Genomic DNA, 23196 nt, shown 5'->3' with positions numbered 1-23196 from the left:
TGTACAAGTCGTCAAAGATACTGCAAATCCTCCTGCCCTGGCTAATTTCGATCCGTGCTGCAACTCAACACCTATATTCGCCTGCTCATCCGGATCGTATTGGTCGTGTATTTTCTTGCGGCGGGGGCGTTTCTGGGGGTGCGCTACTGGGTTCTACCCAATATCGACCAATGGCGGCCTCAACTCGCGCAGCAATTGTCCTCGGCAACGGGCATGCAGGTTCAATTGGGCCAGGTCAAGGCGAACTGGTCGGGGCTGAACCCCAGCCTGCAAATCCGCGACATCGATTTCACCGACCCGCACCAGCGCCAGGTTCTGCACCTGCCGCGGATCCGGGCGGTTTTAAGCTGGCGCAGCCTGTTTTCCCGGTCTTTGCAGTTCGTTTTGCTGGAAGCCTCCGGCCTGAACCTGCAGGTCCGCCGGGACGCAAACCATAAACTGTGGATCATGGGCCAGTCGTTCGAGCTGGACAAGCCGGATGCGGCCAGCGATGCCGGCGCAGACGGCGGCCTTGTGCTTTGGCTGCTGCGCCAGCCCCATGTGGCGCTGACCGACGCGGTGGTTCGGTGGGAAGACGCTACCCGTTCGAGCCAGTTTTTGGTTCTCGACCATGTCAACCTGGTTTTTCAAGGCGCTTCCGCTACGCCCAGCCTGGCGCTGCGGGCCGTACCGCCCAAGGGCTTGGGCGAGGCGTTCGAGCTGAGGGCAAACGTCGATCTGGGCACGCGCGACCCTTCGTCCCTGGCGCTGCAGGATTTGCAGGGCAGGCTTTACGTGCGTGTCGACAAAATGGTTCCCAAGAGCTGGAGCCCCTGGCTGCGCATTCCGCCGGGGCTGGAGTCCGGCGAAGTGTCCGCGCAGTGGTGGCTGGCTTTCCAGCACGGCCAGGCTGAAACTTTCACGTCGGACATCAACGTGAACCATGCGCGCTGGTCCCTGGACGCCACGACCGATGTGCAGGCGGAATCGGCCCGATGGTATGTAAGCGGCAAGGTTTCCGACTATGCCCGGCTTTATGCGGCCGTGTTCAAGGCTCCCGCAACCGGGGAGGCTGCGGGCGACGAATCCGCGGCGGCGAATACCTCGGGGGGCGATATCGATGTGGCCTTGCAGGCCAGCGACCTGCAGGTACGCGTCGACGATATGTTTGCCCACCCCATGCGCTTCGACCATATTGCCTTGCGCGCCGGGCTGGGCCTGCACGATGACCGCGATTTGCAGGCTGACGTCAAGCAATTGCGGCTGCTCAACCCCGATATGGATTTGGCCTTGCATGGAAGCTGGCGGCAAGGCGGATCGGGCGCGGCCGGTGTGGCCGACATTGCCGGCGAGTTCAAGCGGGCCTCGATGGATGCCATCGACCAATACATGCCCAATACCGTGAACATCGATGCCCGCGAGTGGCTGGCCAAGGGCCTGGTGGCCGGACAGATCGAAAACGCCAGGGTGGTGCTGAAAGGCGACCTGGAAAAATTCCCGTGGGGGAAGGAGCCTGCTGAAGGCGACTTCCTGATCGCGGGCGATTATGTCGACGGCATCATCGATTACCTGCCCGCCGAGGGAGCGCACCGCGGCTGGCCCCGCTTGACCGACATGCACGGCAAGGTGGCGCTGCATCGGGCGGATTTGCGCATCGTGGCCGATCAGGCGCGCATCTGGCCCACCGACAAGGCTCCCATCGTACTGCGCGATGTCCGGGCGCAGATTCCCAACCTCGAGCACCATTCCGTGCTGACCATACAGGGGCAAACGGCGGCGGCGGCCCAGACCTATCTGGCGCTGGCCGAACATTCGCCCCTGGGCAAGATGCTGGACGACCAGCTCGACGAAGCGACGGCGCAGGGCGACTGGGAGGTTCCTCTGTGGCTGCGGATTCCGCTGCTGAACAGCCGCGACAGTACGGTTCATGGAGCCATCAGATTCTCGGGGGGCTCGTTCAAGCTCATGCCTGAAATGCCTGCGCTGGACGATGTGGAGGGCAGCTTGCTGTTTTCCGATACGGGTGTCAGCGCCGACGGCCTGAGCGCCAACGTGCTGGGCGGGCCCGCCGTATTCAGCGGCGGTGTAGGCGGCAACCTCAAGGGCCTGTCCGTGAGGGGACAGGCAAGTTCCGATGCCTTGATGGATTATGTCGGCCTGGAAGGCATGAAGCGCCTGAAAGGCCAACTGCCTTATACGCTGACCTGGCGTCATGCCAAATCCACGGGTTCGGTGTTCACGGTGGATTCCACGCTGCAGGGGATGGCCCTGGATTTTCCCGTGCCCTGGGGCAAAGAGGCCGGGCAGGCCTTGCCGCTGCGCGTGCGCTGGGCCAGGGCGCAAACCAAAGGCCGCATGGCCCTGGATATTGCACTGGGACCGACCATCAAGGTGCGCCTGCTGCACAAGGATGGTGACAAGAAGGGCCCGTATTTCCTGGCCGGCAGCCTGGCGGTGGACACGGATGCTTCCTTGCCCGCCAGCGGCATGGACATCGCCGTCTGGGCGCCGTTCATCGACCTGGATGCCTGGAACGACGTGATCGACGATTTTTCCAAGCCCTTGCCGGGCAGTTCGCCGCCGCGCAGCCGCCCGCTTTTGCCGGACGTGCGGCAGGCGCAGGTTCAGGCCAAGCAACTGCATCTGAAGGGGCTGGCGCTGGATGCGGCCACGCTTACCGCGACGCTGCCCGAGCCGGGGCGCTGGCGCTTCGACATCGATTCCACGCAAACCACGGGAACCGTGTTCTGGAACGAGGCGCAGGGCAAAACGCCCGGCAGCGTCGATGCGCGTTTCCAGCGCCTGGAGCTGGGCTCGGCGGACAAGGCCGAGGTGAATCCCGACAACCCCGATGACGAGGCGCAGATACCGGACGACGCCCTGAGCGATATTCCCGCCGTGGACCTGCAGGTGGACAAGCTGGTGTTGTACGGCCGCCTGGCCGGCAGTCTGGTGCTGCGGGGTGTGAGCCAGGAGCGGGGCAGCTTGTGGCGGCTGGACAAGTTGAGCCTGGACAGTCCCGCGGCGAAAATCAGCGGCACCGGCCAATGGCGCCTGAAAGGGCCGGATCGAGGCGTCGTGCTGGACGCCCGGGCGGATATAGGCAATCTTGGCGATTACATGGACCAGCTGGGATTTTCAGGCATCGTGAAGAACGGGAAGGGCGCCTTGAAGGGGAAATTCACCTGGCGCAACATGCCCTGGAAATTCGACATCGCCGACTTGAACGGCCAGGTGGACGCCAGCCTCGAGGCGGGGCGTTTCAGTTCGGTCAGCTCCCGTTCGGCGCGCCTGCTGGAACTGCTGTCCCTGCAGTCCATTCGGCGCCTGGCGACGCTGAGCATCAATCCGGCCAATGTTTTCAAAGAGGGCTTTCCGTTCGACAAGCTGTATGGAACCTTGCACATCCAGAACGGCACCATGGCGGTCAACAACTACCACGTCGATGGGCCCGCGGGCAATATCAGCATAGGCGGAGACATCGATCTGCAGCACGAGAGGCTGAACTTGCAGGCCATGGTGGTGCCCAACCTGGACATGAGCGGCGCGACGATTGCGGCGGGCATCGCCATCAACCCCATCGTGGGGCTGGGCGCGTTTGTGACGCAATGGCTGCTGCGCAACCCCCTGTCCAAGGCCATGGCCGTGCACTACCACGTATCGGGCGATTGGGACGATCCCAAGCTGGACGAGGTGTCCAGCGAGCCCGAGAAGGCCGCCAAGGCGCAGGCTCCGGCCAAGGCGGAATCCGCCAGGCCGGCGGAGAAGGCGGCCGGAACGCCTTCCGTCGGGGATACGGCGGATAGCTCACCGGCTGGAGCGGCGCAAGCCGCAAAATAAAAACCGGCTTGCGGGGACGCCGCAAAGCCGGTTCCGGTGCGGCCCAGGGACTTTACATGCCCAGGGCCTTGGTAATTGCCGGGCTTAGTAAACGCCCTGGGCCAGCATGGCGTCGGCTACCTTGACGAAGCCGGCGATGTTGGCGCCGTTCAGGTAATTGACTTCCTTGCCCTGGGCGCCGTAGCGCACGCAGTTTTCATGGATGTTGCGCATGATGGCGCGCAGGCGGCCATCGACTTCTTCACGGGTCCAGGAAAGGCGCAACGCGTTCTGGCTCATTTCCAGGCCCGAAACGGCCACGCCGCCGGCGTTGCTGGCCTTGCCCGGCGCATACAGCACCTTGGCGCCGATGAAGGCGTCGCAGGCGTCCAGGCTGGTGGGCATGTTGGCGCCTTCGGCCACGCAGCGCACGCCGTTCTTGATGAGCATCCTGGCGTCTTCCAGTTCCAGCTCGTTCTGGGTGGCGCAGGGCAGGGCGACGTCGACCGGCACGTGCCAGGGGCGCTTGCCGATTTCGTAGGTAAGCTTGTGTTCCTTGGCGTAGGTTTCGATGCGGCCGCGGCGGTTGTTCTTGAGTTCGATGAGCGCTTGCAGCTTGTCGTGGGTGAAGCCCGCGGGATCCACCACGCAGCCGTGCGAATCGGAAACCGTCACCACCTTGGCGCCCATCTGCAGGCATTTTTCGATGGCGTATTGCGCCACATTGCCCGAGCCTGAAACCGAGACCGTCAGGCCATCGAGCGACTGGTTGGCATGCTTGAGCATTTCTTCGGCGAAATACACCGTGCCGTAGCCGGTGGCTTCGGGGCGGATGAGGCTGCCGCCAAAGGTGATGCCCTTGCCGGTGAAGACGCTGGCTGCCGAATTGGAGAGCTTTTTCATCATGCCGGCCATGAAGCCGACCTCGCGCGCGCCCACGCCGATGTCGCCCGCGGGCACATCGGTATCCGGACCCAGGTGGCGGTACAGTTCGATCATCAGGGCCTGGCAGAAGCGCATGACTTCCCCATCGGACTTGCCCTTGGGGTCGAAGTCGGAGCCGCCCTTGCCGCCGCCCATGGGCAGGGTGGTGAGGGCGTTCTTGAACGTTTGTTCGAAAGCCAGGAATTTCAGGATGGAAAGATTCACCGAGGGGTGGAAGCGCATGCCGCCCTTGAAAGGGCCGATGGCCGAGCTGTGCTGGATGCGGAAGGCGCGGTTGGTCTGCACTTTGCCCTGGTCGTCGACCCAGGACACGCGGAACTGGATGGCGCGTTCGGGTTCGACCAGGCGCGAGAGCAGGCCTTGTTCGGCGTAGCGGGGATTTTGTTCGATGAACGGCCACAAGCATGTCATGACTTCTTTGACGGCCTGCATGAATTCGGGCTGATTCGGGTCGCGGGCTTGAACTTGGTCCAGAAACTGATTGAGCGTGGGTAGTGTCATCGAAGGTACTCTATGTTGTTTGGTTCGTGCCGGTGGATGAAAGTCCGGCCGGGGTTGAGGGGCGTCTGCCGTGTTCGTCCGGCTTGCGGCAGCGTGGAAAGTCCGGAGCGTGCAGGCAAAAAGCCTCTCGAGCGAGAGGCTTTAGCGGGCTTGCGCCCGGTTACTTTTTCATCATGTCGAAGAACTCGGCGTTGTTCTTGGTAGCGCGGATCTTGTCCAGGATGAATTCCATGGCGGCCACTTCGTCCATTTCGTGGATGAACTTGCGCAAGACCCAGACCTTCTGAAGCAGTTCGGGCTTGATGAGCAGCTCTTCGCGGCGCGTGCCCGATTTGTTCAGGTTGATGGCCGGGTAAACGCGTTTCTCGGCCAGGCGGCGTTCGAGGTGGACTTCGGAGTTGCCGGTGCCCTTGAACTCTTCGTAGATGACTTCGTCCATGCGGCTGCCGGTTTCAATGAGCGCCGTGCCGATGATGGTGAGCGAGCCGCCTTCCTCGAGGTTGCGGGCCGCGCCGAAAAAGCGCTTGGGCCGCTGCAGCGCGTTGGCATCGACACCGCCGGTAAGCACCTTGCCCGAGGCCGGCACCACGGTGTTGTAGGCGCGGGCCAGGCGGGTAATGGAGTCGAGCAGGATGACCACGTCTTTTTTCAGTTCGACCAGGCGCTTGGCTTTTTCGATGACCATCTCGGCGACCTGCACGTGGCGCGTGGCGGGTTCGTCGAAGGTCGACGCCACGACTTCGCCGCGCACCGTGCGCTGCATTTCGGTGACTTCTTCGGGGCGTTCGTCCACCAGCAGGACGATCATGGTGGCGTCGGGGTAGTTGGTGGTGATGGCGTGCGCAATGTGCTGCATCATGACCGTCTTGCCCGACTTGGGGCTGGCCACGATGAGGGCGCGCTGGCCTTTGCCCATGGGGGCGAAGATATCCAGGATGCGGCCGGTGGCGTTTTCCTCGCTTTTGATGTCGCGTTCGAGCGTCATGACCTGATTGGGGTGCAGTGGCGTCAGGTTCTCGAACATGATGCGGTGCTTGATGGCCTCGGGCTGCATGCCGTTGACCTTGTCGACCTTGACCAGGGCGAAATAGCGTTCACCGTCTTTGGGAACCCGCACTTCGCCCTCGATGGAGTCGCCGGTGTGCAGGTTGAAGCGGCGGATTTGCGAAGGCGAAATATAGATGTCGTCGGTGCTGGCCAGGTAAGAGGTGTCGGGCGAGCGCAAAAAGCCGAAACCGTCGGGCAGAACCTCGAGCACGCCGTCGCCGAAAATCTGTTCGCCTTGCTTGGCGCGGCGCTTCATGATGGCAAACATGATTTCCTGTTTGCGCAGGCGGCTTGCGTTGTCGATTTCCAGGCTGGCGGCCATTTCCAGCAGCTGCGAGACGTGCAGAGCTTTTAGTTCAGTGAGGTGCATGAGAAAGGAGAGGGGGGGAGTTGGGCCGGGGCGGAAGAGTCGAGCCCCAAACTGGCTCGCAAGCCCGGGAAGGGCTTGCGCACAAAAGTGGTTAAACGGATTCGTCGAGGAAGCTGGCGAGCTGCGACTTGGACAGGGCGCCGACCTTGGTGGCGGCCGCCTTGCCGTCCTTGAACAGCATGAGTGTGGGAATGCCGCGCACGCCGAACTTGGCGGCCGTGTCGGGGTTTTCGTCGACATTGAGCTTGGCGATGGTGACCCGGCCCTGGTATTGCTTGGCGGCTTCGTCAAGAAGCGGCGCAATCATTTTGCAGGGGCCGCACCACGCCGCCCAGTAGTCCACAAGAACCGGGCCGTCGGCCTGAAGCACGTCGGCCTCGAAGGAGGCGTCGCTCACGTTTCGGATTAATTCGCTCATGATTTGGATGATGTAGATTGAAAGTGAATGCTTGCTGCAAACCACACGTACAGCTATACGATATACGAAGAAGAGGCAGGGCCGCAACACAAGGCGTATTGGCGTGCCGCCGGGCTGGTTCGCATGCTTGGCTTCGGGGGGCCGAACCGAACTGCGCGAACCTGTTCAGCAGCGTTCTGGCAATTGTGGCCGGGCGGCATGATTTTACTTGTTGACGACAAGCATACCATTGTCGGCGGCGGCCTGCATTACCCTTGCCTTTTACCTGTGTATTTATGGACACATTTTAGCCGATCCGCAGCGGGATCGCGCGACATCCGTAAAATAAGGTTTTCGATCCACGAATTTTTTTGGGGATAACTTGGCTACACCACGCTACGACGAAGCTTCAATCCGGGTTCTGAAAGGGCTGGAACCGGTACGCCAGCGGCCCGGCATGTACACACGAACCGAGAGCCCCTTGCATATCGTGCAAGAGGTCATCGACAACGCGGCCGACGAGGCGCTGGCCGGGTTCGGCCAGCAGATCGACGTCACGCTGCACACCGACGGCAGCATTTCGGTCGAGGACGACGGCCGGGGCATTCCGGTCGGCCTGCATCCCGAAGAGCAGGTGCCGGTCGTGGAAATCGTGTTCACCCGCTTGCACGCCGGCGGTAAATTCGACAAAAAGGCCGGCGGCGCCTATGCGTTCTCGGGCGGCCTGCACGGCGTGGGCGTGTCGGTTACCAATGCCCTGTCCACGCGGCTCGAAATCACCGTGTGGCGCGACGGCCATGAATACCAGCTGGCATTCGCCGACGGCGAGGTCGAGCGGCCATTGCGCGAAACCGGCACGGTGCCGCGCAAAAAGACCGGCACGCGCGTGCGGGTCTGGCCCAACCCCAAGTATTTCGACAGCGCCGTCGTGCCGGCGGCCGATCTGGTGCATTCCCTGCGCAGCAAGGCCGTCCTGCTCAGCGGCGTCAAGGTCTCGCTGACCCTCGAAAAAACCGGGGAGGCCCGCCAGTGGCTGTATGCCGACGGCCTGCGCGGCTACCTGAATGAAGCGCTGGGCGATGCCGAGAAAATCGTGCCGCTGTTCGAGGGCCGCCAGTACGCGGGCGACGATGACGAGTCGTTCGCCGAAGGCGAGGGCGCGCAATGGGCCGTGGCCTGGACGGTGGACGGCAACGTGGTGCGCGAGTCGTACGTCAACCTCATTTCGACGCCGGCGGGCGGCACGCACGAAGCGGGGCTGCGCGACGGTCTGTATAACGCGGTCAAGGCCTTTGCCGAGTTGCACGGCCTCATTCCCAAGGGCGTCAAGCTATTGCCTGACGACGTGTTCGCGCGGGCCAGCTTCGTGCTGTCGGCCAAGGTGCTCGACCCGCAGTTCCAGGGCCAGATCAAGGAAAGGCTCAACAGCCGCGATGCCGTGCGCCTGGTCGGCGGCTACGTCAAGAACGCGCTCGATCTTGCCTTGCATGCCAATGTCGAGGCGGCCAAGAAGCTGGCCGAAAGCGCCATCCGCCAGGCCCAGGCGCGCACGCGCTCGGCCCAGAAGGTCGAGAAGCGCAAGAGTTCGGGCGTGGCGGTGCTGCCCGGCAAGTTGACCGACTGTGAATCCACCGACTCCTCCCGCACCGAGGTGTTCCTGGTGGAGGGCGATTCGGCCGGCGGTTCCGCGAAAATGGGGCGCGACAAAGAGTTCCAGGCGGTCCTGCCGCTACGCGGTAAGGTGCTCAATTCCTGGGAGGTCGAGCGCGACCGCCTGTTCGCCAACAACGAAATCCACGATATTTCAGTGGCCATCGGGGTGGATCCGCACGGGGCGGACGATAACGTCGATTTGTCGGGCCTGCGCTACAACCGCATCTGCATCCTGTCCGATGCTGATGTCGACGGCTCCCATATCCAGGTCTTGCTGCTTACCTTGTTCTTCCGGCATTTTCCCAAGCTCATCGAGGCCGGCCATGTGTATGTGGCGCGTCCGCCCTTGTTCCGGCTGGACGTTCCGGCGCTGGGCAAGCGGCCGGCGCGCAAGCTGTACTGCCTGGACGAGGGCGAACTGAACGCCGCCCAGGACAAGCTGCGCGGCGAAGGCGTGCGCGAAGGCTCCTGGAGCATCAGCCGCTTCAAGGGCCTGGGCGAAATGAGCGCCGAGCAACTGTGGGACACCACCATGAATCCCGATACCCGCCGCTTGATGCCGGTGGGTTGCGGCGAGGCGGGGGTGGAGGCCACCGTGCGCATGTTCGACATGTTGATGGGCAAAGGCGAATCCAGCCAGCGGCGCAGTTGGCTTGAAGAAAAAGGCAATCTGGCCGAGGTGGATATTTAAATTATGGATGCAACACAAGCAGGTTTGTTCGACAGCCCGAGCGACGGCGAAAGCCTGACGCTGGCTGCCTATGCCGAGCAGGCATATCTGGATTACGCGGTTTCGGTGGTGCGCGGCCGCGCCTTGCCCGAGGTGGCCGACGGCCAGAAACCCGTGCAGCGGCGCATACTTTACGCCATGGACGCCATGGGACTGGGCCCCAACGCCAAGCCGGTGAAGTCGGCGCGGGTGGTGGGCGACGTGCTGGGCAAGTACCATCCGCATGGCGACCAGGCGGCCTACGACGCCATGGTGCGCATGGCCCAGGACTTCACCTTGCGCTATCCGCTCATAGACGGACAGGGCAATTTCGGTTCGCGCGACGGCGACAACGCCGCCGCCATGCGGTACACCGAGGCCCGGCTGACGCCGTTCTCGCGCATATTGCTGGACGAACTGGACGAAGGCACGGTCGATTTCATTCCCAATTACGACGGCAGCCAGAAGGAGCCCCAGCTTCTGCCGGCACGCCTGCCTGTCATGCTGCTGAACGGCGCGTCGGGTATCGCCGTGGGCATGGCCACCGAAATTCCGTCGCACAATCTGCGCGAAATCGCCCAGGCCTGCGTGGCCCTGCTCAAGAACCCCAAGCTGGACGACGAAGAACTGTTCCGGCTGGTGCCGGGGCCCGATTTCGCCGGTGGCGGGCAAATCATCTCGGCGCCCGAGGACATCGCCCACATCTACGGCACCGGGCGGGGCTCGATCAAGGCGCGGGCGCGCTGGCAGTTCGAAGACATGGCGCGCGGCCAGTGGCAACTGGTGGTCACGGAATTGCCGCCGGGCACGTCCTCGCAGAAAATCCTCGAAGAAATCGAAGACTGCACCAACCCCAAGGTCAAGACCGGCAAGAAAAGCCTGACCAGCGAGCAGCAGCAGGTCAAGGCATTGATGCTGGGGCTGCTGGATGCCGTGCGCGACGAATCCGGCAAAGAGGCCGCGGTGCGCCTCGTGTTCGAACCCAAGACCAGCCGCATCGATCGTGACGAATTCGTCAATACCCTGCTGGCCCGGACCAGCCTGGAAGGCAGCGTGTCCATAAACCTGGTGTGCATAGGCACCGATGCGCGTCCCGGACAGCGCGCCTTGCGGCAGGTACTGGCCGACTGGCTGGCCTACCGGACCCACACCGTCACCCGCCGCACCCAGCACCGCCTGGACAAGGTCACGGATCGCATCCATGTGCTGGAAGGGCGGATGGTGGTGTACCTGAATGTCGACGAAGTCATCCAGACCATCCGCGAGTCGGACGAACCCCGGGCCGCCCTGATGCAGCGCTTCGACCTTTCCGAGCGCCAGGCCGAGGACATCCTGGAAATGCGCTTGCGCCAGTTGGCGCGCCTGGAAGGCTTCAAGATCGAAAAAGAGCTGGCCGAGCAAAAAGAAGAGCAGGCCAAGCTTGCCGAACTGCTGGCCAACCCCGCTTCGCTCAAGCGCCTGATGATCAAGGAAATCGAGGCCGATGCCAAGCAATATGGCGACGACCGGCGCACCCTGATCGAGACGGCCGAGCGCGCCGTGGTGGAAACGCGCGTGGTGGACGAGCCGGTTACCGTCATCATGTCGCAAAAGGGCTGGCTGCGCGCCCGCCAGGGGCATGGACACGATGCCTCCCAGTTCAACTTCAAGACCGGCGATGCGCTGTACGACGCCATCGAATGCCGCAGCACCGACAACCTGGTGGCGCTGTCCAACACCGGGCGGGTCTACACCGTGGCGGTATCCAGCCTGCCTTCGGCGCGCGGCGACGGCCAGCCCATTACCTCCATGGTCGATGTCGAGCACGGCACGCGCATCGTGCACATGGTGGCGGGCGCCGACGCGCAGCGCTACGTGCTGGGCACGCAGGGCGGTTACGGCTTCCTCACCACGCTCAAGGATCTCACCACCCGCCAGCGCGCGGGCAAGCAGTTCGTGTCGGTGGAAGAGGGCGATGCCCTGCTCAAGCCGCTGGCGCTGAGGGCGGACGATGCGCAACTGGCCATGCTCAGCAAGAAAGGCCGTTTCCTGGTCATCGATCTGGCCGAACTGAAGGTATTGTCGGGCGGCGGGCGCGGCACCATCTTGATGGGCCTGGATGCGCCGGACGTCATTGCGCAATGGGCGGCCTTGGGGCCGGCGGGCCTGGTTGCCAGCGGGGTGTATCGCAACAAGGAAACGGAAATCGCCCTTGGGCCGCAGGACCTGGCTGAGTACGCGGGCAAGAGGGCGCGCAAGGGCAAGACCTTGTCCGTCAAGGTCAAGCAGCCTGTTTTGCGAGCGGCCTGACCGCCGTCGCGCCCGAGGGGCATGCCGCCGGGGTGTTCCACGGGCAAAATATGCTTTCTTGATGGGCTGCGACGGGGCGCGGGCGAGGCCTGGGCAGCCCTTGCGCGGGCGGGGCTGCCTGGCGGCGGCCAGCATTGGCCGGCAAAGGCTTAAAATGGAAAGGTTTGTTGTGTTGAACCCTGTTTAAAGAATGTCATGAGCTTCAAGGTTACTGTTCAGTCCACACGCCACGAATTCACGGTTCAGCCGGGGGCCTCGGTGCTCGATGCCGCCATGGAGGCGGGCATAGTCCTGCCCTACAGTTGCCGCAGCGGCGCCTGCTCCACCTGCAAGGGCAAGGTGGTGTCCGGATCGTTCGAGGCAGGATCGTGCCCGGCGCAAATCCTTTCCCCCGAAGAGCTGGCCGAGGGCTATACCCTGTTCTGCCAAGCCAGGCCGACTTCCGACATGGTCATCGAAGCGCGCGAGATCCGCATGGCCAGCGATATTCAAATCCGCAAAATGCCGGTGCGCGTCATGGGACTTGAAAAGCTCGGCGACGACGTGGCGGTCGTGACGCTGCAGATGCCGCCGGCCGAGCCCTTCCGGTATTACGCCGGGCAGTATATTGAGTTCATCCTCAAGGACGGCCGCCGCCGCAGCTATTCCATGGCGAACCCGCCATCGGCCGACAACAAGGTACAGCTGCATGTGCGGCACATGCCCGGCGGCGCTTTCACCGACCATGTGTTCGGCGTCGGCGCCACGCAAATGAAGCTGCGCGAAATCCTGCGGGTCGAGGGCCCCTTTGGCTCGTTCTTTTTGCGCGAAGACAGTGACAAGCCCATAGTGTTCCTGGCCAGCGGCACCGGGTTCGCGCCCATCAAGGCCATTGTCGAAAACATGATGCGGCAAAACATGACGCGCAAGGCGGTGCTGTACTGGGGAGGGCGGCGGCCCGGAGACCTGTACCTGGATGCCCAGGCCAGGCAGTGGGCCGAACAGTGGCCGGGTTTTTCCTATGTGCCGGTGGTCTCCGACGCCTTGCCCGAAGACGGCTGGACAGGCCGCAGCGGCTTCGTGCACCTGGCCGTGCTCGAGGACCTGCCCGACCTTTCCAACCACCAGGTGTATGCTTGTGGAGCACCCGTCATGGTGGAAAGCGCGCGCCGCGATTTCGTCCGGCAGGCCGGCCTGCCCGACGAGGAGTTCTTCGCCGATGCGTTCACCAGCGCAGCGGATGCAACGCCGGCATAGCAAGCGCTTTGGGCGGGCCCAAATGGGACGGGACGGAAAGGCAGACTGGGCAAATCCGAGTCCCTGACGCGCAAATCCCGTCGCCTTGGCGGACGGGCGTGGCGGGCGATCGGCAAAAGCCATTGATGTGTAAAGGTTGGAACCATGAAAGTAGCGGTATTGGGTAGCGGGATTATCGGAACAGCAACCGCTTGGTGGCTGAACCAGGCAGGGCACGACGTGGTGGTCATCGACCGGGAGCCCGGGCCGGCCCAGGAAACCAGCCGGGCCAACGGCTGCCAGATATCGGTGTCCTATGCGGAGCCCTGGGCCAATCCCCAGGCGCCGCTGCAGTTGCTCAAATGGCTGCTGCAAAAAAATGCGCCCCTGTCGTTCCGGCCCCAGTTCGACTTGCGCCAATGGGGTTGGGGGCTGGCCTTTCTGCGCGAGTGCCTGCCCAGCCGCCTGGCTCCCAACATCAAGGCCATGGTGGCCATGGCCGAATACAGCCTGCACACCTTGCAGGGCATGCGCGCCGACCTGGGCATCGAGTACAACCATCTGGAACGCGGCATTCTCAATTTCTACCGGGACGACGAGGCGTTCGACGCTTCGCAGCGGGCGGCCGGAGTCATGCGCAACTTCGGGGTCGACCGCCGCATCGTTGGGCCGGACGAGATCGTGGAGATCGAGCCGGCGCTGGCATCGATCCGGCACAGCATCGTGGGCGGCGACTACACCCCCGAGGACGAAAGCGGCGACGTCTACCTGTTCACGACCGCATTGGCCGAGCACGCCCGCCGGGCCGGCGTGGAGTTCCGCTTTTCCACCCAAGTCAACCGTTTGCTGGCGGCGGGGGGGCAGGTGCAGGGGGTGGAAGTGGTCAAGCCCGATGGTCTGTTTCAGACCATTACCGCCGATGCCTACGTGGCCGCCCTGGGGTGCTGGACACCGCATCTTGTGGCGCCATTGGGAGTGCCTTGCCGGGTGTATCCGGCCAAGGGCTATTCGGCCACCTTCGATATCGTGGACGAATCGGCGGCTCCCAGCGTCAGCCTTACCGACAGCGCCCACAAGGTGGTCTACAGCCGCCTGGGCAAGCAATTGCGCATGGCCGGCGTGGCGGAGCTAAGCGGCTATTCCCGGGCCCTGAATACAAACCGTTGCGAAAATATGTCAGCTTTGGCGCGCGGTTTGTTCCCAACCGCCCTTGATTTTGATAATGTTCAGTTCTGGTCGGGCTTGCGTCCGTCAACCCCTTCCAATGTCCCGATAATTGGCCGAACACGTATCTCCAACCTGTACCTGAACACCGGCCACGGCACACTGGGCTGGACGATGGGCGTGGGTTCCGGGCGCGCGCTGGCCGATATTGTTTCAGGCAATACCCCCGAGCCTGTTTTTCCTTTTATAGGTTGATAGCAATTCATGAAGATACATCGGCTTTTTAGCGTGCCCAATCTGGCGCGCACGCTGTCGCTGGCCAGCGTATTTACGTTTGCAGGCATGCCGCAGGTCTACGCCGCCACCGACATTCAGGTCTGGCATTCGCTGAATGAGCACAACGCCGGCGTTTTTGAAAAGCTGGTCAAGCAGTTCAACCGCGACCAGGACGACGTCAAGGTCACGGTCAAGGCGTTCGACACCAACAACGCCATCGAATCAGCCCTGGCGGAAAGCGCCAAGAGCAAGAAAACCCCCAATCTCGTGCAGCTCGACAACAACCGCAACCCGGATGCCATCGCGCAGCGCCACTACATTCAGCCTCTATACAGCCTGCTGGCCAAATACCCCATCAAGGACGCCAAGTGGTTCGTGTCGCCTGACGCCGGGTTCATGCGCGACGGCAAAGGCCGCATGCTGGCCTTGCCGTACATGGTCGAAGTGCCCGTCATGTTCTACAACGTCAGCGCCTTCAAGAAGGCGGGCATCGTTCCGGCGCAGCCGCAGCGTTCTTGGCCCGGCCTGCAGGACCAACTGGTCAACCTGGCCAACAAGGCCACGCGCAACTGCCCGCTGGTCACCGACGAGCCGGTTTCCATCAACCTGGAGAACCTCGCCGCGGTCAACAACCAGCGCTACGTAGCCGTGGAAACCGTGGCGGTGCATAGCAACAGCAAAGGCAAGAAAGCCAAGGTCAAGACCAAGGTCGAGCCCGCTTTCATCTTCGATTCCGTGTACGTGAAGCATTTGTCGCTGATGATCAGCTGGGTGCGCAGCGAACTCATGCTCAAGCCTGACCAGGAGGGCGTGGCGGTCAAGCGTTTCGCCAACAACGAATGCGCCGTGCTGATGTCCGATTCCAGCCATCTGGGCGCCTTCCGCGACAAGAACGTCCTGGATTTCGGCGTGTCGGGACTGCCTTATTACCCCGAAGTCACGTCCAAGCCCGGCAATCCCTTTGTCGACGGCGCCGGCTTTTGGACGACCAGCGGCCATTCCGCCGCCGAGGACAAAGCCACGGCGCAATTCCTGGCCTGGTTGTCGCAAACCAAGAACGCCGCCACTTGGTACCAGAACACCGGCTACCTGCCGCTGACCCAGCAGGCGTTCAACAGCACCGACGCTTCGTACTACAAGAACCTGGGCGACTGGCGCAACCTGGTTGCCGTGTACGCCAACCCCCAGGTGCTGACGTCGCGCAGCTTCAATGTCAGCAACTACCCGCAAATACGAGCCATGTTCCACCAGCAGCTCGATCGCGCGCTGAATGGCCAGGAACCCGCCGTGCCGACGCTTAGCGCCGCCTCGGCCGAAGCCGACCACTTGATGCAGGCAAAATAAGCGGCTGGTTTTATGTGGCAATGCAAGGGCCGATGATGTCCCTTGCATGTGGCCGCCCTGATTGCCGGTTGCTGGGCGGTGCGGCGTTCAGCTCAAGCCGAATCTTGATATGCCTGGAGCCAGGTTCAGGCCTCGATTCGGGTTCAGTCTCGGGGACTCGGCCTCAGGCCGCTTCAATGGCAGGGTAGAACTCCGCGTTCTCTCTTTGCATGCGCTGGTACACCATTTTCAGCACCGTATTCGCATCGTGGCGAAAGCCTTCCGCTTCGCGGGCCACCTGCGTGGGCGTGTTCCAGCGCCGCGAAAAGGCCGTATAGGCCTGCGCAATGTCCTTCATTTCATCCTGGTAGGCGCGCCCCATGGCGGCCAGCTCGGCATGCGCGTTTTTCTGCAGTGAGGGGTAAAGGACCCGATCTTCGATGGCCAGGTGAACCTTGATGATGGAACTCAACGCAACAACCTGGCCGGCGATAAGCTCGGCGTTTTCCGCAATGCCGGCCTTGGCATAGTTGCGCAGGGCGGCAATGCCCTCCAGAATTTTCTCGTGCTGGGCCTTGAAGCTGTCGATGTCCATGCTTGTTCCTTATGTTGCGCCGTCGAGTACTACGAATCCGGAAAAAAACGATTGCGCGCTTGTTTTCGTTTCATGTGTTTGTACCCTGGATAGGCAGGGCGTCGGATCGTATTTCGTTAAAGATGTATATTAAATATATCTTTATTGAATGGCAAGCGCTGCGGAATTCTAATGGGCTTAAGTGTGCCGTGTTGAAGCGGCTGCTTGCTTCGAAAGTTCGATTCCTTGCCCGAAGGCGTAGAACAGCGCCTGAAAGCCGCTACCCCTGCTCAAATTGGAAATCTGGTCGCTGAATATCCTGGATGCTGCGATCATGCCCGACAGCAAGTAGGGCTTGTTCGCATCGGGCGTGATGCTGTTGGCCGTGTTACTCGATTACCTGGACGATCGGGTTTTAAGCCAGTCTTTCAATGCCAGATCCATGCGTGTTTGCCAGCCTGCACCGCCTTCACGGAATTGCTTCAGCACGTCGCGTGAAAGGCGAATTGTGATGCGTTCTTTGGTAATGTCAGCGGGCGGGCGGCCAATTCGGGATTTTGGTTTCGCTTGCTTCCATTGCGTGTCAGTTAGCGGCATGGCGTCGGGATCCGTGGCGGCCGCGGCGGTAATGGCAAGGTCTTCGTCAGGCGTTGGAATAATGGTTTGAGGTTTAAGTTTCGGCATAGCGTTTGATTTCTCTAATGTTTGCTTTACGCAAACTGATGATGCGCCGGTTGTCATCGCGTTCTACGAATACGATGTAATGCAGGCGATGGCCGATGTAACCCAGGCCTGCTATTCGCAATTCTCCGTAGTCTTGCCGACAGTCAGGCCACATAACTGATGTTGACCACTCGAATCTGCCAGCATCGGCAAGTGAGACGCCATGTTTTCCCAGATTTTGCCTGTCCTTACGAGGATCAAAGATAATCCTCATGGCTTTATTGTATGCACAATAAGTTTCGAGAGCAATCCCGCTTGCCATGACCTGATTGCATACATTGATTATTCCGGTTGCCAAAACGATATTCACAATACAGCAGGCAATGAGAGAGTGTGTCTGGTTGTCGACAAATATGTCTATGCGGAAACTTCCTGTTTTTTTGGATTAATGTCAGATTGCATATTACAAGGCGGCTGGTGTTGGGCTGCGCCTGGCCGGCTTATCGCCAACACGGCTTGTCATTGAGCCTCGCGTTTTTTCCTGCACGTTAAAATCAGCCGCTGATTCCGGTAACCTGTATGGTGTTTTGATTTTTCGATGAACTGTTTTAAATGCAATCATGAAATCCAGCGTTCGGACAAGTTTTGCCCGAACTGCGGAAAAGACCTGCGTCCCAAGCTGCGGCGGCAGCCCGCGCAATCCCCCGAGAAAGAGCCCTTTATCGGAGACGGCGCCCGGTTCCATGGGCGTACCCACCCAGAGCAAACCCCGCGCCTTGCGTTTCCCAACGCCGAAACCGATGCCGCCTACGAGCGCGCGCTTCAGGCACGCATTGCCAAGAACCGCAGCCAGCGCACCACACTTGTCGTCGCCCTTGCCGCCGTGGTGCTGGTCGTGACTTACGCCGCCGGCATACTGACCGGCTTTTGGCCATGGGTGGCGGCGCTGGCCGTTTGTGCTTTGCTGTTTCTTCCCGTAGACAGCCTTCTGCGGGAAAGCGAATACCGAAGCCTGCCTCATGCCGTGATGGACAATGGCCGCCCGCGCTGCATACATTGCGGCAACAAGGGCATTTACATTCGCGGCCGCTACAGATCGAATTTGAAGACACACGAATGCACCCGCTGCAATCGGGAACTGTTTGTTCACTATGAGTAAGGGGTGAATGCCGTTTGTGTTCAGGGCGGACGGTGTTGCTGTTTAGCTAGGAGCACAACGGGGGGCTGGAGGACGTATACAAACTCATTCAACCGTGTATAACTCGGAATGCCTGCAAGACCGTGAACTGCGCTGTACATTCGCAAGTTGGGCGCATCACGTGCTGCTGCCGTGCGTATCGTCCCAGGTGCTGGTTCCACCTGGGACGATTGACTGGAATTACGGAAATGTTGGCAGACCGATCACGATTCTGGACGCATCAGGGAAGAATGGCAGGGCGTCAGGAAGGCTAGCAAAATGTTTTTCATTGGGGAGTGACGAGTTTCGACACGCTTGCTGTGACCTGCAGAGGTGGTAAACAGGTGCAATTGTTTATGTGGGAGCGCGTTTCTTTAGCCACTTCAGCGTACTTCTCTTAAGAAATCACGCTCCTCCTTTTAAATGGCGCTCAAAATCGGGGAAGATTGAGCTTTGCAAGCGGCAATAGCTAAGCGCATTTCCCCTCATTCCTGCCTGTTCACCCCATAGTTCCACCGATTGCCCGGCGGTGGCCCTTGCTATGCTTTGGCTATTCTTTCCAAAATCCATTGCGCCAATGAATAGCATTGTTCCAGCAAATAATTTCGATATTCAAAGCTTTGAATCGGCTGGCAATGGCATGGAAGAAGCTGTGGGCGGGCGCCGCATCAATGTAACCCAACCATATTTGCCTCCCTTGGAGGAGTTCATCCCTTATTTGCGGCAAATTTGGGACAGCAAAATGCTGACCAACGGCGGCCCCATGCATCAACAGCTGGAGCAGGCGCTTTGCGAATACCTGGGGGTTGAATATATATGCCTGTTCAATAATGGCACGACAGCCTTGCTAACCGCGCTGCAATCACTACGGATAACGGGCGAGGTCATTACCACCCCGTATTCGTTCGTGGCGACTGCGCATTCATTGCTGTGGAATGGGATTAAGCCGGTATTTGCCGATATCGATCCGGACACTTTGAACCTCGACCCCAAAAAGATCGAAGCAGCCATCACCCCCCATACTACGGCGATCATGCCGGTGCACTGCTATGGCAATCCATGCGATGTGGAGGCGATCCAAGCCATTGCCGATAACTATAACCTTCGTGTCATTTACGATGCGGCTCACGCCTTTGGTGTGGAAGACGAGGGCGGAAGTATTTTGCGGCATGGCGATTTAAGTGTATTGAGCTTTCATGCGACCAAGGTATTCAATACCTTTGAAGGGGGCGCCATTGTGTGCCCGGATGCCAAGACAAAGCTGCGTATAGATAGATTGAAGAACTTTGGGTTTGTGGATGAACTTACCGTGGTTGCCGCCGGCATTAACGGCAAGATGAGCGAAGTGAATGCTGCGTTTGGTTTGCTGCAGCTAACGCACGTGGATCGGGCAATTAGGCGCCGCCGGGAAATTGCCCGCATTTACGATAAGCAATTAAGTGGGGTTATCGGAATTCTTCCTGTTGGTGATGCAGGGCAGGCAAAGGCCAACTATTCATATTATCCCATACTGGTTGAAGACGATTATCCACTAAGCCGAGATCAGTTGTTTGAAGCGTTATTGGACAAAAATATCTACGCTCGGAGATATTTTTATCCCTTGATAAGCGAGTTTCCGATGTATAGAGGCATGGCCTCGGCTTCATGTGAGAACTTACCAATAGCGGACAGGTTGGCGAAAAAAGTATTGTGTTTGCCGATTTATCCAAACTTGAATCAACTTGAGATTTCGAAAATATCGAGTATCGTACGCGGGCCGATGGATGAGTCAAAGAAGAACTGAGTGTATTCGATGATTGGAATAATGAAAGACTGTCAAATTTTATAGGGCTATATATTTTAATATTTGCTTTTAGTGAGTATATGGCTGAAGGAAGGTTGATAGCTAAGTGGCAATTCAATACACAGATATGGCATGCGAAACGATTTCGATTGCAAATAAACTTGTAAGTAAGTATTGGCATCCAATTTGCTTAAAAAGTGAAATCTTTAATAATAATGATTTCATGAGATTTGAGATCCTAGGTTTTGAGTTAATTGTCTACAATGATAACGGCCATATTATTGTTTTTGATAATTTATGCCCGCACCGAGGGGCTCGGTTTTTCATGGATGATGCAGGCAAAGAGCCGATACGTTGTAAATACCATGGCTGGGGATATTCCAATGGTCGCTTGAATATAGCGAATAAGAAGAGCTTTACGAGGTGTGATGTTACTGCGGCGGATCTCAATAAATTTCATGTGGATTTTTGCGGGGATTTTATTTTTTTTGCTGTGGATCCAATACAGTCGTTAAAAAAGCAGCTAGGAGGCCGTATATACGATTCTCTTGCAGAGATATCTTCTCAATTGAGTGGTTGCAGCGATGTAAATAGATATTTTTTTGAAAGCGCTTGGGCCATTGCGCTTGAAAATGCGTTAGAGCCATACCATATTCCGCTTATTCATGTTGATACATTAGCGACATTACAACTTACTGAAGGGGAAAATTTTTTCCTTGGCAATAATTCTATCTGGCATTCTCGGATAGGTAATGAAAGATTGGATAAGCGCTTAAGAAGCATGAAAAAGTATTTTTCTACTGGAAATGCGCTTGAAGGCTATTCGAGTATTTTTATTTTTCCATTTTCCATGCTTTCTTCTACGTATGGGTTTTCGTATTCGCTACAGAATTTTTTTCCATCTTTACAGGATAACCAAACTTACTTTACCAGTAGGCTTTACTCAGCGTTAGCTGCAGATTCTCGTTATCAAGAAGTTGTGGATGCATTCATCCAATCAACGGCTAAGATGAATCGAAAAATTTTTGAAGAGGATCACCAGGTGTGCAAACGTATTCCAGCTCGAACTTGGACGAGCAAGCCGCCTAAATATTTCAGCGACCTTGAGGAAAAAGTCTTGCATTTTAGAAAGTCCTGCTCTGTTTGGGCAGATATATAAGCCTGACTTTTCTCTTGGTGTTTTGACGTCATAACCGTTATGAACGTCTACTTTGTTTTTATGGAAATCGATCATGACAGATTCAATTTTAAGCTTAATCGAAGAGGCCATGGAGGCCGATGAGGGGTGCATCCAATTGGGACAGCCCTTGGAGTGGGATTCGTTGGCGGTAGTTGCTTTCATGGCGCTCGTGGACGAACGCCTGAATAAAAGCCTTTCAGCAGACAAGCTGAATCGTTGCGAGACAGTCGATGCTGTGGTGGAGTTGGTAAGCGCTTAAAGGTAAAAGAGGCTATGCAGAACACAACTGCGGCGTTGGGTGCGGGTCAAGCGCGCTGGGTAAAAAATGTCAGGATATCTGGAATGGCTTGTGCCGTGCCAGAGACTGTACACGAAGTTTTGGATCTGGCTGACCAGTTTGGTATCGATGCAATAAAAAAAATTATCGCCAGCACTGGAGTCGAGCGCCGGCGCGTTGTTGCAGACGGATGTGCTTCCGACTTGTGCGCTGCCGCTGCACAACGCTTATTCAGCGATCTAGATGTGGATCCTGGTAGTGTCGATGCATTGATTTTCGTGTCGCAGACACACGACTACACATTGCCTGCCACAGCGTGTGTGTTGCAGGAACGACTTGGATTGCCTGTAAGTGCGGCGGCGTTCGATGTCGCTCTTGGATGTTCCGGTTATGTTTATGGCTTGTGGCTAGCCGCGTCGTTATTGTCTTCAGGTGGTAGCCGGCGTGTATTGCTATTGGTAGGCGACACAGTTAGCAAACTTGTTGCGAAAACAGATCGTTCCGTTGCTGCCCTTTTTGGGGATGGCGGCTCGGCGACTTTGCTGGATCATGATGAAAGCGCGGCACCTCTCCCTTTTGTTTTAGGAACTGATGGCCGTGGCGCGAATCATCTTATCGTTCCAGGAGGGGCTTTTAGAGACCGTCAAGGTACGCAAAAGACGCTGGATGACTCCGATGTCCGCGGACGGTTTGATCTATATATGAATGGTGCGGAAATTTTCGCGTTTACGCTGAAGCGTGTTCCGGAGCTTGTTGCCGCACTGCATGGCGCTACAAATACTTCCAGCCATGAAATCGATAAATATGTATTTCACCAGGCAAATCGTTTTATGTTGCAGCATCTGGCCAAACGGATGAAATTGCCTGTAGAAAAGGTAGTGCTGAATGTGCAAAATTTCGGCAACACAAGCTCGACCTCCATTCCCTTGGCCATGAGCACAGCATGCGTTGAGCAAGGTGGCCGCACCAACGGATGCTATATGTTGGCGGGATTTGGGGTTGGATATTCCTGGGCTGGTTGTGTCGCGCAGTTGAATGATATGTGGATTAGCCCGTTGACCATTATGCCGAAGGTGGGCCAATGACGGAACAGAGCAGCAACACTCCTTTTTCGCTGATGGATCGGCACATATTGGTAACTGGGGCATCTTCAGGTATTGGACGCCAAGTAGCAGTTTGGCTTAGCGAGCAGGGTGCGCGAGTCGTGCTGACTGCGCGTGATTCTGAACGTTTGCATGCAACGCATGACATGCTCGAGGGTGAAGGGCATCGCATCGCTCCCTTCGATTTTCTGTCTGACATCGATGTGTCGATGTGGCTAAAGGAGCTTGCAAAAGATGCTTCGCCTTTAGATGGCATGGTACATGCGGCTGGAGTTCAAACACCTAGGCCTATTCGGGCAAGCTCATTGAATTATTGGAACACTCTGATGAGCACGAATGTGACTTCGGCGTTCTCATTGATCAAGGCTTTTCGCCAGAAGGGGGTTTGCCGCCAAGGTTCGAGCATCGTTCTACTGTCATCGGTAATGGCGCAAGCGGCGGAGCCAGCGTTGCTAGGTTACTGCGCCAGCAAAGGAGCCATTGAATCCATGGTCAGGGCCGCCGCTCTAGAACTGGCTCCCGAGGGCATTCGAGTGAATGCTGTCACCCCTGGGGCTGTGCGGACCGAAATGGTCGATTCACTTAAAGGTTTGGTGGGTGAGGGCGCGATGAGAACAATAGAGGAAAAGCACGCGTTAGGTTTGGGAAGCCCATTGGATGTGGCGTATGCCGTTCACTATTTATTATCTCCCGCTGCACGATGGGTTACTGGAACTTCTCTTGTGGTTGATGGCGGGTACTTGGCCGCGTAG

The 23196-nt window shown here is 58.7% G+C and carries 19 protein-coding genes; 12 read left to right on the top strand and 7 right to left on the bottom strand.

Features of this window, described 5'->3' with window-relative positions; translation table 11 throughout:
* The first annotated feature begins 54 nt into the window (after positions 1-54).
* Positions 55-3819, top strand: a complete 3765-nt coding sequence (locus tag VNT00_RS09415; RefSeq protein ID WP_325586771.1) for a YhdP family protein — start codon at positions 55-57, stop codon at positions 3817-3819.
* Positions 3820-3903: 84 nt separating this feature from the next.
* Here VNT00_RS09415 and gdhA read toward each other — a convergent pair whose 3' ends face one another.
* The 3 genes from gdhA to trxA all read right to left on the bottom strand — a co-directional run bounded on the left by gdhA (position 3904) and on the right by trxA (position 7079).
* A complete protein-coding gene (gdhA, locus tag VNT00_RS09410; RefSeq protein ID WP_325586769.1) occupies positions 3904-5244 on the bottom strand; it encodes an NADP-specific glutamate dehydrogenase in 1341 nt (446 codons plus the stop codon).
* A 160-nt stretch (positions 5245-5404) separates the two neighbouring features.
* Complete coding sequence (rho, locus tag VNT00_RS09405; protein ID WP_325586767.1) at positions 5405-6661, bottom strand: transcription termination factor Rho; 1257 nt, start codon at positions 6659-6661, stop codon at positions 5405-5407.
* Between the two features lie 91 nt (positions 6662-6752).
* Complete coding sequence (trxA, locus tag VNT00_RS09400; RefSeq protein WP_325586765.1) at positions 6753-7079, bottom strand: thioredoxin TrxA; 327 nt, start codon at positions 7077-7079, stop codon at positions 6753-6755.
* Between the two features lie 27 nt (positions 7080-7106).
* On the opposite strand from trxA, the gene VNT00_RS09395 reads away from it, so the two are divergent.
* The 6 genes from VNT00_RS09395 (at position 7107) to VNT00_RS09370 (ending at position 15708) form a co-directional block, all read left to right on the top strand.
* A complete protein-coding gene (locus VNT00_RS09395; protein WP_325586763.1) occupies positions 7107-7439 on the top strand; it encodes a hypothetical protein in 333 nt (110 codons plus the stop codon).
* Position 7440: 1 nt separating this feature from the next.
* The gene (locus VNT00_RS09390) at positions 7441-9402 is read left to right on the top strand and encodes a DNA topoisomerase IV subunit B (RefSeq protein ID WP_325586762.1); all 1962 of its coding nucleotides are present in this window, start codon (positions 7441-7443) and stop codon (positions 9400-9402) included.
* A gap of 3 nt (positions 9403-9405) precedes the next feature.
* Positions 9406-11709 carry a DNA topoisomerase IV subunit A gene (gene parC / locus VNT00_RS09385; protein WP_414650915.1) on the top strand — a complete coding sequence of 768 codons (2304 nt, stop codon included), beginning with the start codon at positions 9406-9408 and terminating at the stop codon, positions 11707-11709.
* 195 nt (positions 11710-11904) lie between these two features.
* A complete protein-coding gene (locus VNT00_RS09380; protein WP_325586760.1) occupies positions 11905-12945 on the top strand; it encodes a CDP-6-deoxy-delta-3,4-glucoseen reductase in 1041 nt (346 codons plus the stop codon).
* A 144-nt stretch (positions 12946-13089) separates the two neighbouring features.
* Entirely contained in the window at positions 13090-14343 is a 1254-nt protein-coding gene (locus VNT00_RS09375; protein WP_325586758.1) for a D-amino acid dehydrogenase, read from the top strand.
* Positions 14344-14352: 9 nt separating this feature from the next.
* The gene (locus VNT00_RS09370; protein WP_325586756.1) at positions 14353-15708 is read left to right on the top strand and encodes an extracellular solute-binding protein; all 1356 of its coding nucleotides are present in this window, start codon (positions 14353-14355) and stop codon (positions 15706-15708) included.
* A 163-nt stretch (positions 15709-15871) separates the two neighbouring features.
* Here the strand turns inward: VNT00_RS09370 and VNT00_RS09365 are convergent, their stop codons facing one another.
* From VNT00_RS09365 to VNT00_RS17920, 4 genes are all read right to left on the bottom strand, one after another.
* On the bottom strand, positions 15872-16282 hold the full coding sequence (locus tag VNT00_RS09365) for a hemerythrin domain-containing protein (RefSeq protein WP_325586754.1): 411 nt from the start codon (positions 16280-16282) through the stop codon (positions 15872-15874).
* A gap of 375 nt (positions 16283-16657) precedes the next feature.
* Positions 16658-17002 carry a BrnA antitoxin family protein gene (locus VNT00_RS09360; RefSeq protein ID WP_325586752.1) on the bottom strand — a complete coding sequence of 115 codons (345 nt, stop codon included), beginning with the start codon at positions 17000-17002 and terminating at the stop codon, positions 16658-16660.
* Positions 16932-17198 (bottom strand): BrnT family toxin, encoded by a 267-nt coding sequence (locus VNT00_RS09355; RefSeq protein ID WP_325586849.1) that lies wholly within the window; start codon positions 17196-17198, stop codon positions 16932-16934. Before VNT00_RS09355 ends, VNT00_RS09360 begins: the two co-directional genes overlap by 71 nt.
* Positions 17199-17387: 189 nt before the next feature.
* Entirely contained in the window at positions 17388-18074 is a 687-nt protein-coding gene (locus tag VNT00_RS17920) for a hypothetical protein (protein WP_325586750.1), read from the bottom strand.
* A gap of 667 nt (positions 18075-18741) precedes the next feature.
* Between VNT00_RS17920 and VNT00_RS09345 the strand changes: the two genes are divergently transcribed.
* The 5 genes from VNT00_RS09345 to VNT00_RS09325 all read left to right on the top strand — a co-directional run bounded on the left by VNT00_RS09345 (position 18742) and on the right by VNT00_RS09325 (position 23196).
* Positions 18742-19884: a DegT/DnrJ/EryC1/StrS family aminotransferase gene (locus tag VNT00_RS09345; RefSeq protein ID WP_325586847.1), complete on the top strand. Its 1143-nt coding sequence runs from the start codon at positions 18742-18744 to the stop codon at positions 19882-19884.
* A 106-nt stretch (positions 19885-19990) separates the two neighbouring features.
* Entirely contained in the window at positions 19991-21043 is a 1053-nt protein-coding gene (locus VNT00_RS09340) for a Rieske 2Fe-2S domain-containing protein (protein WP_325586748.1), read from the top strand.
* A 73-nt stretch (positions 21044-21116) separates the two neighbouring features.
* Complete coding sequence (locus VNT00_RS09335) at positions 21117-21323, top strand: phosphopantetheine-binding protein (protein ID WP_325586746.1); 207 nt, start codon at positions 21117-21119, stop codon at positions 21321-21323.
* 14 nt (positions 21324-21337) lie between these two features.
* Positions 21338-22426, top strand: a complete 1089-nt coding sequence (locus VNT00_RS09330; RefSeq protein ID WP_325586744.1) for a 3-oxoacyl-ACP synthase III family protein — start codon at positions 21338-21340, stop codon at positions 22424-22426.
* Entirely contained in the window at positions 22423-23196 is a 774-nt protein-coding gene (locus VNT00_RS09325) for an SDR family NAD(P)-dependent oxidoreductase (protein ID WP_325586742.1), read from the top strand. The genes VNT00_RS09330 and VNT00_RS09325 overlap by 4 nt, the downstream gene beginning before the upstream one ends.

This window comes from Eoetvoesiella sp. (genome assembly GCF_035555955.1).
GTDB lineage: Bacteria > Pseudomonadota > Gammaproteobacteria > Burkholderiales > Burkholderiaceae_B > Eoetvoesia.
Note: the sequence above shows the minus strand (reverse complement) of the source record. Positions and strands in the feature narration are given on the sequence as shown.

Coding starts and splice junctions, on each gene's coding strand:
- gdhA (WP_325586769.1), bottom strand. CDS start 5,244: ATGACACTACCCACGCTCAATCAGTTTCTGGACCAAGTTCAAGCCCGC.
- rho (WP_325586767.1), bottom strand. CDS start 6,661: ATGCACCTCACTGAACTAAAAGCTCTGCACGTCTCGCAGCTGCTGGAA.
- trxA (WP_325586765.1), bottom strand. CDS start 7,079: ATGAGCGAATTAATCCGAAACGTGAGCGACGCCTCCTTCGAGGCCGAC.
- VNT00_RS09395 (WP_325586763.1), top strand. CDS start 7,107: ATGCTTGCTGCAAACCACACGTACAGCTATACGATATACGAAGAAGAG.
- parC (WP_414650915.1), top strand. CDS start 9,406: ATGGATGCAACACAAGCAGGTTTGTTCGACAGCCCGAGCGACGGCGAA.
- VNT00_RS09380 (WP_325586760.1), top strand. CDS start 11,905: ATGAGCTTCAAGGTTACTGTTCAGTCCACACGCCACGAATTCACGGTT.
- VNT00_RS09375 (WP_325586758.1), top strand. CDS start 13,090: ATGAAAGTAGCGGTATTGGGTAGCGGGATTATCGGAACAGCAACCGCT.
- VNT00_RS09370 (WP_325586756.1), top strand. CDS start 14,353: ATGAAGATACATCGGCTTTTTAGCGTGCCCAATCTGGCGCGCACGCTG.
- VNT00_RS09365 (WP_325586754.1), bottom strand. CDS start 16,282: ATGGACATCGACAGCTTCAAGGCCCAGCACGAGAAAATTCTGGAGGGC.
- VNT00_RS09360 (WP_325586752.1), bottom strand. CDS start 17,002: ATGACAACCGGCGCATCATCAGTTTGCGTAAAGCAAACATTAGAGAAA.
- VNT00_RS09355 (WP_325586849.1), bottom strand. CDS start 17,198: ATGAGGATTATCTTTGATCCTCGTAAGGACAGGCAAAATCTGGGAAAA.
- VNT00_RS09345 (WP_325586847.1), top strand. CDS start 18,742: ATGGAAGAAGCTGTGGGCGGGCGCCGCATCAATGTAACCCAACCATAT.
- VNT00_RS09335 (WP_325586746.1), top strand. CDS start 21,117: ATGACAGATTCAATTTTAAGCTTAATCGAAGAGGCCATGGAGGCCGAT.
- VNT00_RS09330 (WP_325586744.1), top strand. CDS start 21,338: ATGCAGAACACAACTGCGGCGTTGGGTGCGGGTCAAGCGCGCTGGGTA.
- VNT00_RS09325 (WP_325586742.1), top strand. CDS start 22,423: ATGACGGAACAGAGCAGCAACACTCCTTTTTCGCTGATGGATCGGCAC.